The organism is Gordonia phthalatica (assembly GCF_001305675.1).
Lineage (GTDB): Bacteria > Actinomycetota > Actinomycetes > Mycobacteriales > Mycobacteriaceae > Gordonia > Gordonia phthalatica.
The window spans coordinates 715020-728633 of record NZ_CP011853.1 but is presented as its reverse complement, the minus strand read 5'-3'; the positions used below and the strand labels follow the sequence as shown (position 1 = coordinate 728633).

Below are 13614 nucleotides of genomic sequence, written 5' to 3'. Positions count from 1 at the left end.
ATCTCAGCCGAACAGGGTCGGCAGCGTGCCCTCGTGCACCTCGCGCAGTTCGTCGAGCTTCACCTCGAAGTGGCCCTGGACCTCCACCGCGTCGCTGCCCTGGTCGACGACGCCGATGCGCGTCCACGGGAGACCGCGGGCGTCGAGCATCGACGAGAAGCGCGACTCCTCGGTCCGCGGAACGGCGACGAGGACGCGGCCGGTGGACTCGGAGAACAGGGTGACGAACGGATCGGCATCCTTCGGGAGGATGATCCGGCAGCCGGTCTCGCCGGCGAGCGCGGCCTCCGCGACGGCCTGGATGAGACCGCCCTCGGAGAGGTCGTGCGCCGCCGAGACCATGCCGTCGCGCGACGCCGCGACCAGGATCTCGCCGAGCAGGCGCTCGCGCTCCAGGTCGACCTTCGGCGGCACGCCGCCGAGGTGGTCGTGCTCCACCTGGGCCCAGATCGAGCCGTCGAACTCGTCGCGGGTGTCGCCGAGGAGGATCAGCGTCTCACCGGGCTCGGTGCCGATGTCGGTGGGCGTACGGCGGCGAACGTCGTCGATCACACCGAGGACGGCCACGACCGGCGTCGGCAGGATCGCGGTGGATCCGGTCTGGTTGTAGAAGCTGACGTTGCCGCCGGTGACCGGGATGCCGAGCTGCGCGCAGCCGTCGGCGAGGCCGCGGACGGCCTGGCTGAACTGCCACATGACGGCCGGGTCCTCGGGCGAACCGAAGTTGAGACAGTTCGAGACGGCGCGCGGGGTGGCGCCGGTGACCGACACGTTGCGGTAGGCCTCGGCGAGCGCGAGCTGCGCGCCCGTGTACGGGTCCAAGAACGCGTAGCGGCCGGAGGTGTCGGTGGCGATCGCGATGCCGCGGCCGGTCTCCTCGTCGATCCGGATGACGCCGGAGTCCGCGTTCTCCGCGAGCACCGTGTTGCCGCGGACGTAGCGGTCGTACTGCTCGGTGATGAACTTGCGGCTGCACAGCGCGGGGCTGGCGAGCAGCTTCAAGAAGGTCTCGCGCAGTTCGTCGGAGGTCTCCGGCCGCTTCAGGCCCGCGGTGGTGGAGGCGATGACCTCGTCCTGCCAGTCCGGGCGCTCGACGGGGCGGTTGTAGACCGGACCCTCCAGCGCGACGGTCTTCGGCGGAACGTCGACGACGGTGTCGCCGTGCCAGGTGACCTCGAGGTTCTCGCCGTCGGTGACCTCACCGATGACGGTGGCGAGGACGTCCCACTTACGGCAGACGGCCATGAACTCGTCGACGTTCTCGGGCTTCACGACGGCGCACATGCGCTCCTGCGACTCCGACGAGAGCACCTCCGCGGGCGTCATGCCCTCGGCGCGCATCGGCACCTTCTCGAGCTCGATGTGCATGCCGCCGTCGCCCGCTGCCGCGAGCTCGCTGGTGGCGCACGAGAGGCCAGCGCCGCCCAGGTCCTGGATGCCGACGACGATGCCCGCCTTGTAGAGGTCGAGGCAGCACTCGATGAGCACCTTCTCGGTGAACGGGTCGCCCACCTGGACGCTCGGCAACTTCTTGCGGCTGGGGCCGCCGTCGTCGTCGAAGGTCTCCGACGCGAGGACCGAGACGCCACCGATGCCGTCGAGGCCGGTGCGGGCGCCGAACAGGATGATCTTGTTTCCCGCGCCGGACGCGAACGCCAGGTGCAGGTCCTCGACGCGGAGGACGCCGGCGCACAGTGCGTTCACGAGGGGGTTGCCCTGGTAGCTGGCGTCGAAGACGGTCTCGCCGCCGACGTTCGGCAGGCCGAGGGAGTTGCCGTAGCCGCCGACGCCGCGGACCACGCCGTCGACCACGCGACGGGTGTCGGGGTGGTCGGCCGCGCCGAAGCGCAGCTGGTCCATGACTGCGATCGGGCGGGCACCCATCGCCATGATGTCGCGGACGATGCCGCCGACGCCGGTCGCGGCGCCCTGGTAGGGCTCCACGTAGCTCGGATGGTTGTGCGATTCCACCTTGAAGGTCACGGCCCAGCCGTCGCCCACGTCGACGACGCCGGCGTTCTCGCCGATGCCCGCGAGCATGCCCGCGCGCATCTCGTCGGTGGTGGTCTCACCGAAGTAGCGCAGGTGCACCTTCGACGACTTGTAGCTGCAGTGCTCGGACCACATCACCGAGTACATCGCCAGTTCGGCGTCGGTGGGGCGACGGCCCAGGATCTCGCGAATCCGGGCGTATTCGTCGTCCTTGAGGCCGAGTTCCGCATAGGGCTGCGGAAGCTCGGGGGTATCGGCGGCGTGGGAAACGGTATCGACCTGGGCGCTCACGCCAGACAGTCTATGTCAGCGCGACCGGTGCCCGAGAATTCGGCCAGGTGAGCTGCACCGCCGCCCGCTTCGCCCGATTTCGACGTGATGCGATGCGGTACCCGCTAGGGTCGAAACACCGGCAGGCGTTTCAGGGGGATCACGATGAATGTCAGTAATTCGGGTGCGCGCGGGACGGCCGTGGCGCCGACGGCTCGAGAGTACTTCACGGCTGGGCTCAGCGCCCTCGGCGTCCTGGTCAGCGACGTGCCACCCGACCGCGACCGGGCGCTGAGGGCCTTCGTCCGGGCCTCGGAGATCGCACCCGGGATGGGCGACGCCTGGCTCGGTCGGGTGGCGGCAGGCGATCGGTCCGGGCCCAGCCTGCTGGGCCTCTATCGCGCTCGGGCGAGCATCGGCGTCGACCAGCGTCGCCTCGGGATCCCGCCCGGCTACCTTGCGGGACATCTGCCGACCGGCATGTTCATCGATCTGCCGATCACCGGTCCCGTCGACGCGGCCGCCGCGTATGCCGCATCCTTGCTCGTCGGCGGCGACCCGGTCGGCGCCGTCGACGTGTTGGACCAGCTCGGCGCCTCGGCCGACCCGTCGGTCGTCTTCTGCCGCGCACTGGTGTCGCTCCGGGAGCAGGACTGGCGGGTGGTCCTCGACGTCGTCGGATCCATCACGTGGCCCGACGATGTCCTGCGCGCCGCCACCGATTTCCTCGCCGGCACCGCATGCGTCCACCTCGGTCTGTTCGACGAAGGTCTCCGTCGACTGGAGTCGGTCCGCAACTCTGCGCTCGAGAATGCTCGACCCCAGGCGCTGTTCCTGATCGGGATGGCGCTGCGCACGCGGGGCGACGAGGAGGCGGCCCGATCGTGCCTGGAGGAAGCCTTCGCGCTGGACCCGCGGCTGTCGGAGGCGCAGCGAGCGCTCGCGAATCCCGCCTACCGGCTGGCGGTCGATGCCGACGACCCCGAACCCTCTGCTCCTCCGACCGCGCAGCCCGACGACGACGCGGTCCGCGCTGTGACCGACGAGTTGTCCGCGCAGATCGGACTCGGCGCTGTGAAGGAGCAGGTGGAACGGCTGCGCGCCACGGCCACGCTCGCGCAGGTCCGCGCCGAGAAGGGACTGCGGACACAGTCGCGCAGCCTGCACCTCGCGTTCACCGGGCCGCCGGGAACCGGCAAGACCACCGTCGCGCGACTCGTCGCCCGCCTCTACTGCGCGCTCGGGCTCCTGAAGTCCGACACCGTGGTCGAGGTGAGCCGCCGCGACCTCGTCGGCCAACACCTCGGATCCACGGCGCCCAAGACTTCCGCGGTCCTCGATTCCGCCCTTGACGGCGTTCTGCTGATCGACGAGGCCTACACGCTCATTCAGGAGGGACTGTCCGGCGGCGACGCCTTCGGCCGCGAGGCCGTCGACACCCTCCTGGCCCGGATGGAGAACGACCGCGACCGGCTCGTCGTCATCATCGCCGGCTACGACGACGAGATCGACCGCCTCCTCGCCGCCAACGAAGGACTGGCCTCCCGGTTCGCGCGCCGGATCCGCTTCGAGTCGTACACGCCGAGCGAACTGATCCGGATCGCCGAGACGATGGCCCAGCGCCGGGACGCACGCCTATCCGCCGACGCGGCCGAGGTCCTCGAGGACGCCTTCACCGAGCTGTACGACGACGTCGACGGCGGCCGCCGCGCGTCCGACCTCGCCGGCAACGGCCGCTACGTGCGCAACCTGATCGAGGCTGCCGAGGAGGAACGCGAACTCCGGCTCGCCCTCGACGCCGACCTCGGCGAACTCAGCGACGCTGCGCTCATGACGATCACCGGGGAGGACGTCCGCGCGGCGTTGGCGGGGCTGCGATGAGCGGTGCGCCGCATTACTCGCCGGATCGGGAGTCCGCCGTTGGATGGAGCAACGTACCCCCGTCGCGAGGACCTGCCTCGCCCTGCACGTCGCGGTCATCGCCTTCGGAGCGACCTTCGCGGCCTCAGCCTCGCAGACAGGCTGACCCGTCGTCTCGGCCGTTCCTCTCACGACGGCGCCCATCGCGATTTGCGTATGGAAATGTACCCCCAGTCGACGAATTCTTACGCAAGTCCTCCGCCGTGCCTCACATTCCGGTTGCACCCCGTGAATTGAGCTTGTCGATGACCTGCTGCATGCAGGCGGCGCCGTCACCGTTGAGCATGTGCCAGTCGTACTGCAGCTCGGACCATTTGATCTCTTGCAAGTAGTTCGCCTTCGCGAGGTCGTTGCCGTGACGACGCGAGTCGCGGTGGTAGACCCATCCGGAGATCTCGACGACGACCCCGTATTCCGGCCAGGCGAATGGAGCGGAGCGACAGGTCGAGCCGACTTCCGAGGCCTGAAGCCGAGGCGTCGGTCGAGACCACGTGACTGGAGCTGGAACTTCTACGGGCTGATCGACATCATTCCCGCCGCACTCTCGACAGCCTTCTGCAGGTCTCGAAGCTCGACCTGACCGGTCTGCAGCATGCGGTCGAGGAAGGTCGTCCCTTCGGGGAGCTCCACGGCCGCGATCAGCGCGGTCAGCGGCTTCGTCGTCACCGCCAGCCCGCGTTCTTCGGTCACCCAGTCCGCGCGGAGCCCACGGCGACTGACTCGGACCTCGACCGGCCAGTCGACCACCGACGGCTTCCCCGTACACGACAGCGTCAATGGCACCGGCAGCTCTGACAACATTCCGAACCACCATGCGGCCGTCGTACTGTCGGCAATGCCGTTGTGCGCGAGAACAACTGCTCGCACCATCGCCCTCTCGCTGAATTCATGAGAAGCGGACCGCATAAGACCGTGCGCCAATCTGATCCACTCGCCACGGTTCACCCGGCCTCGGATCCGCGCCGGACTCAAACCGCACGCCAACGCCTCTTTCGTCGTGATGACGCCGTCATGATCCGCCAGGAACTGTGCGACTTCTCCCGTATCCCCCACAACAATTAGACGCACCAGACGCCCGTCCGGTTCCATCGAAATCATTTTCGAGTGATTTGCGTATGGAAATCGACCCTGGAGGCACTTATTCATACGCAAATCTGCCGCATACGATCCGACACTCTAGCCAGTCGGCCGAATGACGCTGCCCGACAACGTTGTTAGAGTCAGCGAATGCCGATGTTGCCCCACGAACCCGATGCACAGTCGGCATCAAAGGACCGAAACATCTCGATCGCCCTGCTGATCGCTCAGATCCCGCTCCCGCTGATCGGCATCGTATTCGCGAAGCTGTCGACTCTTGACGACAGCTACTGCAGCTTCCGACCCGGCGACGGCTACTCCGACTGCGGCGATCCCGCGTGGCCGGACCGGGCCGCGACGCTGAGCACGATCGGCGGCATCGTCCTCTGGGTCACGGCCCTCGCGTGGCTCTGCTGGGCCGTGCACCGGCGAATCCGCAGCGCCGCCGTGTCCGTCGGCTTCTTCGCGGCGCAGATCGTCTTACTCGTCGTCAGCGGAGGAATGGCGCTTCAGTTCGGCCCCCAGTAGCTCTACCACCCCAGTAGACCTACAACCCGAGCTCCCGAAGGATCCGCTCGGCCACCTCAGCGGGCGAACCGTCGCCGGGACGGATCACCAGGTCGGCGTTCTCGGGCCGCTCGTACGGCGAGTCGATGCCGGTGAACAGCGGAATCTCCCCCGCGCGGGCCTTCGCGTACAGCCCCTTGGGGTCGCGGGACTCGCAGTCCTCAAGTGGGGTGTCGACGAAGATCTCGTAGAAGGGCAGGCCGGACGCCTCGTGGATCTCGCGAGCCCGCTGCCGTTCGGCGGCGAACGGACTGATCAGCGACACCAGCGCGACGGCGCCCGAGTCGGCGAAGAGCGACGCCACCTCGGCGGTGCGGCGGATGTTCTCGCGGCGGTCGTCGTCACTGAAACCGAGGTCGCTGTTGAGGCCGTGGCGCAGGTTGTCGCCGTCGAGCAGGTACGCCGGCCGTCCCTCGGCGACGATGCGTCGCTCCAGTTCCATGGCGATGGTCGACTTCCCCGACGCCGACAGGCCGGTGAGCCACAGGGTGGCTCCGCGGTGCGACCGGTGCTCCCGGGTCACCTTCGTCGACTGCCAGACCACCTGTGTGTCGCGCGCGAGGGGTGCACTGATCATGCCCGCGGCGACGGTGGCGTTGGTGGCCTCGTCGATCAGGATGAAGCTGCCGGTGGCGCGGTTGCGGCGGTACTCGTCGAACATGACCGGCTTCTGCGCGAGCAGCGAGAGACGGCCGATCTCGTTGAGCGCCAACCCCTTCGCACCCTCGTCGCGGTGCAGGGTGTTGACATCGAGGCGATAGTTGAGGCCGTCGACGCGAACTCGGGTCTCGCGGGTGCCGCACAGCATCCGGTAGGTGCTGCCGGGCGCGAGTTGCGAGGTCTCGGAGAACCAGCAGACCATCGCATCCAGCTCGCGGCCGACGTGCGGGCGGTTGTTGGGGCGGACCAGCATGTCGCCGCGGACGATGTCGATCTCGTCGTCCAGCGCGATGGACACGGCCTGCGAGGCGAAGGCCTCGGTCAGTTCGACCCCACCGGGACCCCAGATGGCCTTGACGGTGGTGCCGAAGCCACCGGGCAGCGCGACCACCTTGTCACCGACCGCGAAGGTGCCGCCGGCGACAGTGCCCGCGAATGCGCGGTGATCGAAACCGTCGCTGCGCTGCGGGCGGATCACATACTGGACCGGGAACCGCGCGTCGCGCAGGTTGCGGTCGGACGCGATGTAGACGTTCTCCAGGTGGCTCAGCAGCGGCCGACCGGAGTACCACGGCATCGCGTCGGAGCGCTCCACCACGTTGTCGCCGACGAGCGCCGAGATCGGGATGAACGAGATGTCGGTGACGTTGAGCTTCGCCGCGAACGCGACCACCTCGTCGCGGATCTCCTCGAACCGCGACTCGGAGTAGTCCACCAGGTCCATCTTGTTGATGCAGACCGTCAGGTGCGGAATGCCCAACAGCGACGACAGGAAGGCGTGCCGACGCGTCTGCTCCAGGACCCCCTTGCGCGCGTCGATGAGGATGATCGCGACGTCGGCGGTCGACGCGCCGGTGACCATGTTGCGCGTGTACTGCACGTGGCCGGGCGAGTCGGCGATGATGAACTTCCGCGTCGCCGTCGCGAAGTAGCGATAGGCGACGTCGATGGTGATGCCCTGCTCGCGTTCGGCGCGCAGGCCGTCGGTGAGGAGCGCGAGGTCGGCGTGCTCGTCGCCGCGCTTGGCACTGGTCCGTTCGATCGCTTCGAGCTGGTCGGTGAGGATCGACTTGGAGTCGTAGAGCAGGCGACCGATCAGGGTCGACTTGCCGTCGTCGACGCTGCCCGCGGTGGCGATGCGCAGCAGTTCAGCAGGGGCGACCACGTCGGGAGCGGCGACCTCGGGGGCGGTGTCGGTATCGGAGCTCATCAGAAGTAGCCCTCCTTCTTGCGGTCTTCCATGCCTGCTTCGGAGATGCGGTCGTCGGCGCGGGTGGCGCCGCGCTCGGTGACGCGAGTGGTCGCGACCTCGGCGATCACCTTCTCCGCAGTGTCGGCGTCGCTCTCGACGCAGCCTGTGCAGGTGGCGTCGCCGACGGTCCGGAAGCGCACGCGTTCCACGTGCGCGGTCTCCCCCGGGTAGGTCTCCAGGAAACGGGTGTTCGCCAGCAGCATGCCGTCGCGCGGGACCACCTCGCGGTCGTGCGCGTAGTAGATCGACGGAAGCTCGATGCCCTCCTGCGCGATGTAGTTCCAGATGTCGAGCTCGGTCCAGTTGCTGAGCGGGAAGACGCGGATGTTCTCGCCGCGCGCGCAGTGGCCGTTGTACAGATTCCACACCTCGGGCCGCTGGTTCCGCGGATCCCACGCGCCGAAGGAGTCGCGGAAGCTGAAGAAGCGTTCCTTGGCGCGCGCCTTCTCCTCATCCCGGCGAGCACCGCCGAAGACCGCGTCGAACCGGTTCTCGGAGATGCCGCGCAGCAGCGTGGTGGTCTGCAGGCGGTTGCGCGAGGTGCCGGGGCCGGTCTGTTCGACGACGCGGCCGGCGTCGATGTCGTCCTGCACGCTCGCGACGATCAGTCGGACGCCGGTCTCGGCGACCACGCGGTCGCGGAACTCGATGACCTCGTCGAAGTTGTGACCGGTGTCGATGTGCATCAGCGGGAACGGAACCGGCGCCGGCCAGAAGGCCTTCTGCGCCAGGTGGAACATGACCACCGAGTCCTTGCCGCCGGAGAACAGCATCGCCGGGTGCTCGAAGGTCGCGGCGACCTCACGGAAGATGTGGATCGACTCCGCTTCGAGTTCTTCGAGGGTGGTCAGGTCGTAGCGTCGTCCGGTCCCGGCCGACGCGACGGAGCCTGTTCCGTCCGGTGAGGTGATCACTCGCAACCACTCCTTGACGTGTCGAATATCCGACACTTAATGTTGGCAATATGACAGTCACGGTAAGCGACGACGGGACGGAGCGTCAATCCTCCCCGCCCACGCGTCGCGTGGTGCAGGTGATGTCGCTGCTCGTCGAGCACGCCGACACCGGCCTCACCCTCGCCGACATCGTGCGGTCGACAGGCATCCCGCGAGGCACCGCCCACGCCGTCGCGACACAACTGTGCGACCTCGGCTGGCTGACCCGTCGCCCGGACAATTCTTTCACCCTCGGGCTGTCGTTTCTGGCGACGAGCCGACGTGCCGCCCGGATCGACATCGTGGCCACTGCCGCAGCCCCCGCCCTGCAGGCACTGGTCGACGCGACCGGCACTCCCGCCTTCCTGGCCCAGCGCGACGGCGACGCCGTCACGGTCACCGATCATGCCGGTCCACCGTCGACCGTCGTGTCGACCCCGGTTCGACGAATGGCGCTACGACCGCCGTTGTGCCGCGAGTTCGTCGCCTGGGCCGATGCCTCGACCCGCGACACCTGGCTGGCCGGCGCGCCCGACGACCAACGACCCCGCCTGACCGCCGCGCTCGACGCGATCCGCGAGCGCGGCTACTCCATCGAGCGAATCACCGACGACCACCGCGCCATCATCGACGCCCTCAACGGCCTGGCCGGGGCGCCGTCCGGGCTGCGCGCCCGGATGGCCGACCTGGTCTCCGAACTGTCGGCCATCGACTACCTCCCCGACGAGTTGGTCGGAGAGGTCGGCGCGGTCAGCATCGGCGCCCCGATCTTCGACGGAGACGGCGCGGTGGTCGCCGCACTGGTCTCACGACCGGACCGGACGATGCCGGCTGCCGAACTGTCCACTCTGGGCGAGACCGTGCAGCGTTTCGCCGCGCGCGCATCGACGGAACTCGGTGCGCCGACCGTCATTTGACGGCACGACCTCGGCTGTCACCCCCGCTAGATTCAGCGACATGAGAACTCTGCGACGCGTGGCCGCCTCGGTACTCGTGGGAGCGGCGCTGCTCGGCGCGACGGCGTGCGGCGGCGATGCGACCGACGCCGACGACATCCAGCCCAGCGACACGCCGAGCTCGCTGCGGGACTACCTCCTGACCGCCGCCGATTTTCCGCCGGGCACCACGTTCCAGCACGTCGCCCAGGACAAGCTCAAAGACATCGACCCGTCCAAGCAGAAGCTGCCGAAGGATCCGTACTGCGCCCGACTCATCAAGGCGACGCAGGTGAAGTCGACCGACTCCGACGCGGTGGTCGCGACCCTGGAGCCCGGCGTGATGGTGATGCAGATGGCCGTCCAACCGACGATCGACATTCGGGCGGCCTCGGCCGCCATGTCGGGACGGTGCGCGAAGCAGGAGACGTCCGAGGGCGCCTACGACTTCACCCTGCGATACACGCCGGTCCGCACCTCCGTCGACGGCGCCACGGTGTTCCGCCAGGTGGGCCGGATGGCCGACACGGGACAGCGTGCGGGCGACACGTACACCGGCTACGTGAACCGGAACAACGTCGGCCTCACGATCATCATGACGTCGTTGGCATCGTCACCCGGCACCGAGCCGGATCTGCTGGACCCCAAGAAGTTCGAGAAGTATCTCGCCACGATCGCCGATCGCGCCGCCGCCGCGTCTCCGCGGTAGTCGCGGCGCGAGTAGAGACCAAAGACACCATTGCCGCCCACCTCTCGACGGGACTAGATTTTTTACAACAGCCCATTGTTTTAAATCGAGAGGACGGCCCATGTCCGACGCCACCCCGAGCCCGCGAGCGAAACCCGTTGCCGAGGACGCGATTCCGCAAGTCCTCGGCAACACCGCGGAACGGACGCGGGCCGAGGTCGAGACCACCGAGGTCGCCTGGAAGCTCGACTTCCCCGACCGCGGGCTCGACTCCAACCTGATCCGACTGGCGCCGGGCCGTTCCATCGGCACCCATCGCGGCGGCGAGGTGGACGTCCTGGTCCACATCCTCGTCGGCTCGGGCACGGTCGGCACCGAGGCAGACGACGTCGCGGTGACCGCGGGCGATCTGCTGTGGCTGCCGCACCATTCGCTGCGGTCGTTCACCGCGGGCCCCGACGGCCTCAGCTACCTGACGGTTCACTCCCATCGCGAGCCGTCGCTCACCATCGAACCCTTCAACCCGAATCGATGATCCGATGACCTATGTGATCGCCCAGCCCTGCGTCGACGTGATGGACCGCGCCTGCGTGGAGGAATGCCCCGTCGACTGCATCTACGAGGGCGGACGCAGCCTGTACATTCATCCCGACGAGTGCGTCGACTGCGGCGCCTGCGAACCCGTCTGCCCGGTCGAAGCCATCTTCTACGAGGACGACCTCCCGGACGAATGGGTTCCCTACGCCACCGACAACGCCGACTTCTTCCAGAAGGTGCTTCCCGGCCGTGACGCCCCGCTCGGTTCGCCCGGCGGCGCCATGAAGATCGGTCCGACCGGCGTCGACGCCCCGCTCGTCGCCTCGCAGCCGCCGCAGGGCGAGAACTGACGGCCCGACGGGTCTGACCCGATGCGTTCGACGATCCTCGACGCCCTCCGCGCCGCCGGAGCTGCGATGACCGTCGCCGAGTTGTCCGCCGCGTGCGACATCCCGGCGACCACCGTCCGGTTCCATCTGCGCGGTCTGGAGGGCGACGGGCTCGTCCTCGCCGAGACTGCCGAGCAGTCCGGTCGCGGTCGTCCCCGACTGCTGTACCGGGCCCGTCCGGCCATGGATCCGTCGGGCCCGCGGAACTACGAACTCCTCGCGGGCGTGCTGGTGAAGGCCCTGGCCGCACTGCCGGGTGCGGAACAGCAGGCCGCGGAGGCCGGGTGGACGTGGGGTCGCGAGCGGGCCACCGCGTCCGCCGATCCGACCGACGATCTGGTGACCGTGCTCGACGAGTTCGGCTTCGCTCCCGAGAAGGCGTGCGACGGCATCCGATTGAACCGCTGCCCCTTCCTCGAGCTGGCCCGCGAGCGCCCCGGCATCACGTGTGCGGTCCATCGAGGCATCATGCAAGGGGTGCTGTCGACCCACAGCACCGACGTGGCACTGGCCGGACTCGACGCCTTCGTCGACGGCGACCACTGCTTCGCCTCGCTGACCGAAGGAGACCATCCGTGACCACGCGCCAGATCGGCATCGACGCCCACACCGCGGGCGGCGGCGCACTCGTCGTCGCCGGAGGCCTGGTGGCCGCCGTCACCGGACCGCTCGGCCTGGAGAAGGGCAGCTGGCTCGCCGCGTATCTGGTGCTGGTCGGCGGCGTCGCGCTCATCATCATCGGGATCGCGCAGCAGAATCTGCCGACCCCGGTCCCCGCACCGATCCAGATCGTTCAGCTCAGCGGGTGGGCGGTCGCCAACGCCGTCGTGATCGTCGGCGCGCTCGTCTCGTCGTCGGTGACCATCGACGTCGGCGCCGTCCTGCTGCTCCTGGTCTTGGCGCTGACGTGGTGGGCCGGCCACGGATTGATCCGGCTCCGCAACACCCTGGCGTACGCCTACCTCGCGATCCTCACGATCCTCATCGTGAGCGCGCCGATCGGGATGGTGCTGGGGGCGCGGTAGTCAGCGTCGCACTCGACGTCAGCCGGGTTGCCCGCCGATCCCGAGGATCTCAGCGCCGCTGCGGGTGATCCGGAATCGAAGCGGCTTCTGGGTCACGATCTCCACGAGGCCCACGTCGACCAGCGACTGGACTCGCGGCCTGATGAACTGCACCGACCGCCCCGTCGTTCGCACCAGCGACTGCAGTTTGATGGCCCGGTTGACGTCGAAGAGCCACGCCTGCCCCAGGATGAACAGCAGATCACCGATGTCGGCCAGGTCGAACGGGTTGCCGATCGCCGAGTGGAATACAAGTCCGTCTTGCGGGCCGTCGCTCACGAAGTCACCGATACGCTCGTTCAGCGCCTCGATCTTCTGTGCCCGGTCTGAAAGATCAGTCAGCAGACGGTGTTGGGCCTCCGCAATGATCTCCAAGATCGACGTCACGAAGACCGTCAGGTCTCCCCGATTCAACGGCTCCTCGGCATCGGCGAACGCCCGATAGTAGCGATCCTTGTTGTCGGCGATCGTCGCCGACAACGCCAAGCTCGAGTACGGTGCCAGAACCTCGCGAAGGTCCAGCGCCAACAGGTACCGACCTGTCCGGCCGTTGCCGTCGTGGAACGGATGCGCGAACTCGAAGATGAAGTGCGCGACGACGGCCCGGAGCAGCCGCGGAATCTCGACGTCCCGTGTCTGACTCATCATCACTGTCAACGCCTCGTCGATCGCCGACTCCGGAACAACTCCCCGATGGACCACCTTCGTCCCCGACTCGATGGTCACCGGCCCGGTCCGAAACCGTGCACTGTCGGGAGCCGCATCCGCACCGACCTCACCCGCTGTCACCGCGTCATACACCCCTCGGAGGTCGTCGAGGGTCTGCGGTGCCCGCGCGTCGGCGTTCCCGATGCCCATGTAGAGCCGAACCATCTCCGTGAAACGCTTGCCTCCGATCGGCGCATCTGCACGCAGGGCTTCCAGCGCCTCGCCGATCTCCTTGCGCGTGGACCGCACCTGTTCGATCTCGTTGGTGGCCTGAACCTCGTCGACGATCATCTGAGCCAGATAGTCGGATTGTGCACGTCCCGGCAGTCGATCCCAGTGATGGCGGATCCTCGGTTCGAGCGTCAGGATCCGTTCGACCAGCACGGCTACTTCTCGGGTGACGAGCATGAACGCCGAGCTGTCACCGATCAGAAGGTCCCAGTGGATGGCCGAGGGCGAGTTTCTGCGAACCCGTTCCTCTCGAACCAATCCAGCGCGATCATGCTGATGGAAGATCGACTTCAGAGTTCGGTAGGCCATGTCACTTTCTCCTGCATCGACAGCAGATACGGCCGTCAGCAGTCGATCCTATTCGACGTGAGTGACACTTCGCGTCAAAT

The 13614-nt window shown here is 67.9% G+C and carries 13 protein-coding genes; 8 read left to right on the top strand and 5 right to left on the bottom strand.

Annotated elements, in window-relative coordinates:
- Positions 1–3 precede the first annotated feature (3 nt).
- A complete protein-coding gene (gene purL, locus ACH46_RS03395) occupies positions 4–2283 on the bottom strand; it encodes a phosphoribosylformylglycinamidine synthase subunit PurL (protein ID WP_062391684.1) in 2280 nt (759 codons plus the stop codon).
- Positions 2284–2427: 144 nt separating this feature from the next.
- Here purL and eccA point away from each other — a divergent pair, with 144 nt between their 5' ends.
- Positions 2428–4143: a type VII secretion AAA-ATPase EccA gene (eccA, locus tag ACH46_RS03390; RefSeq protein ID WP_062391683.1), complete on the top strand. Its 1716-nt coding sequence runs from the start codon at positions 2428–2430 to the stop codon at positions 4141–4143.
- 549 nt (positions 4144–4692) lie between these two features.
- Here eccA and ACH46_RS03385 read toward each other — a convergent pair.
- Positions 4693–5271 carry a type IV toxin-antitoxin system AbiEi family antitoxin domain-containing protein gene (locus ACH46_RS03385; protein WP_157850994.1) on the bottom strand — a complete coding sequence of 193 codons (579 nt, stop codon included), beginning with the start codon at positions 5269–5271 and terminating at the stop codon, positions 4693–4695.
- A gap of 138 nt (positions 5272–5409) precedes the next feature.
- Here ACH46_RS03385 and ACH46_RS03380 point away from each other — a divergent pair, with 138 nt between their 5' ends.
- Entirely contained in the window at positions 5410–5787 is a 378-nt protein-coding gene (locus ACH46_RS03380) for a hypothetical protein (protein WP_062391681.1), read from the top strand.
- Positions 5788–5806: 19 nt separating this feature from the next.
- Here the strand turns inward: ACH46_RS03380 and cysC are convergent, their stop codons facing one another.
- Positions 5807–7696, bottom strand: a complete 1890-nt coding sequence (cysC, locus tag ACH46_RS03375) for an adenylyl-sulfate kinase (RefSeq protein WP_062391680.1) — start codon at positions 7694–7696, stop codon at positions 5807–5809.
- The gene (gene cysD / locus ACH46_RS03370; protein WP_417935292.1) at positions 7696–8649 is read right to left on the bottom strand and encodes a sulfate adenylyltransferase subunit CysD; all 954 of its coding nucleotides are present in this window, start codon (positions 8647–8649) and stop codon (positions 7696–7698) included. The genes cysC and cysD overlap by 1 nt, the downstream gene beginning before the upstream one ends.
- Positions 8650–8702: 53 nt before the next feature.
- Here cysD and ACH46_RS03365 point away from each other — a divergent pair, with 53 nt between their 5' ends.
- From ACH46_RS03365 to ACH46_RS03340, 6 genes are all read left to right on the top strand, one after another.
- Positions 8703–9590, top strand: coding sequence for an IclR family transcriptional regulator (locus tag ACH46_RS03365; protein WP_082399360.1), 888 nt, complete (start codon positions 8703–8705; stop codon positions 9588–9590).
- Between the two features lie 40 nt (positions 9591–9630).
- Positions 9631–10317: a hypothetical protein gene (locus tag ACH46_RS03360; RefSeq protein WP_157850993.1), complete on the top strand. Its 687-nt coding sequence runs from the start codon at positions 9631–9633 to the stop codon at positions 10315–10317.
- Between the two features lie 100 nt (positions 10318–10417).
- A complete protein-coding gene (locus ACH46_RS03355) occupies positions 10418–10831 on the top strand; it encodes a cupin domain-containing protein (RefSeq protein WP_062391677.1) in 414 nt (137 codons plus the stop codon).
- Positions 10832–10835: 4 nt separating this feature from the next.
- The gene (gene fdxA / locus ACH46_RS03350; protein ID WP_062391676.1) at positions 10836–11183 is read left to right on the top strand and encodes a ferredoxin; all 348 of its coding nucleotides are present in this window, start codon (positions 10836–10838) and stop codon (positions 11181–11183) included.
- 21 nt (positions 11184–11204) lie between these two features.
- A complete protein-coding gene (locus ACH46_RS03345) occupies positions 11205–11801 on the top strand; it encodes a helix-turn-helix transcriptional regulator (RefSeq protein ID WP_062391675.1) in 597 nt (198 codons plus the stop codon).
- Complete coding sequence (locus ACH46_RS03340; protein WP_062391674.1) at positions 11798–12247, top strand: hypothetical protein; 450 nt, start codon at positions 11798–11800, stop codon at positions 12245–12247. Before ACH46_RS03345 ends, ACH46_RS03340 begins: the two co-directional genes overlap by 4 nt.
- An 18-nt stretch (positions 12248–12265) precedes the next feature.
- On the opposite strand, the gene ACH46_RS03335 is transcribed toward ACH46_RS03340, so the two are convergent.
- Entirely contained in the window at positions 12266–13534 is a 1269-nt protein-coding gene (locus tag ACH46_RS03335) for a Fic family protein (protein WP_062391673.1), read from the bottom strand.
- Between the last annotated feature and the right edge of the window lie 80 nt (positions 13535–13614).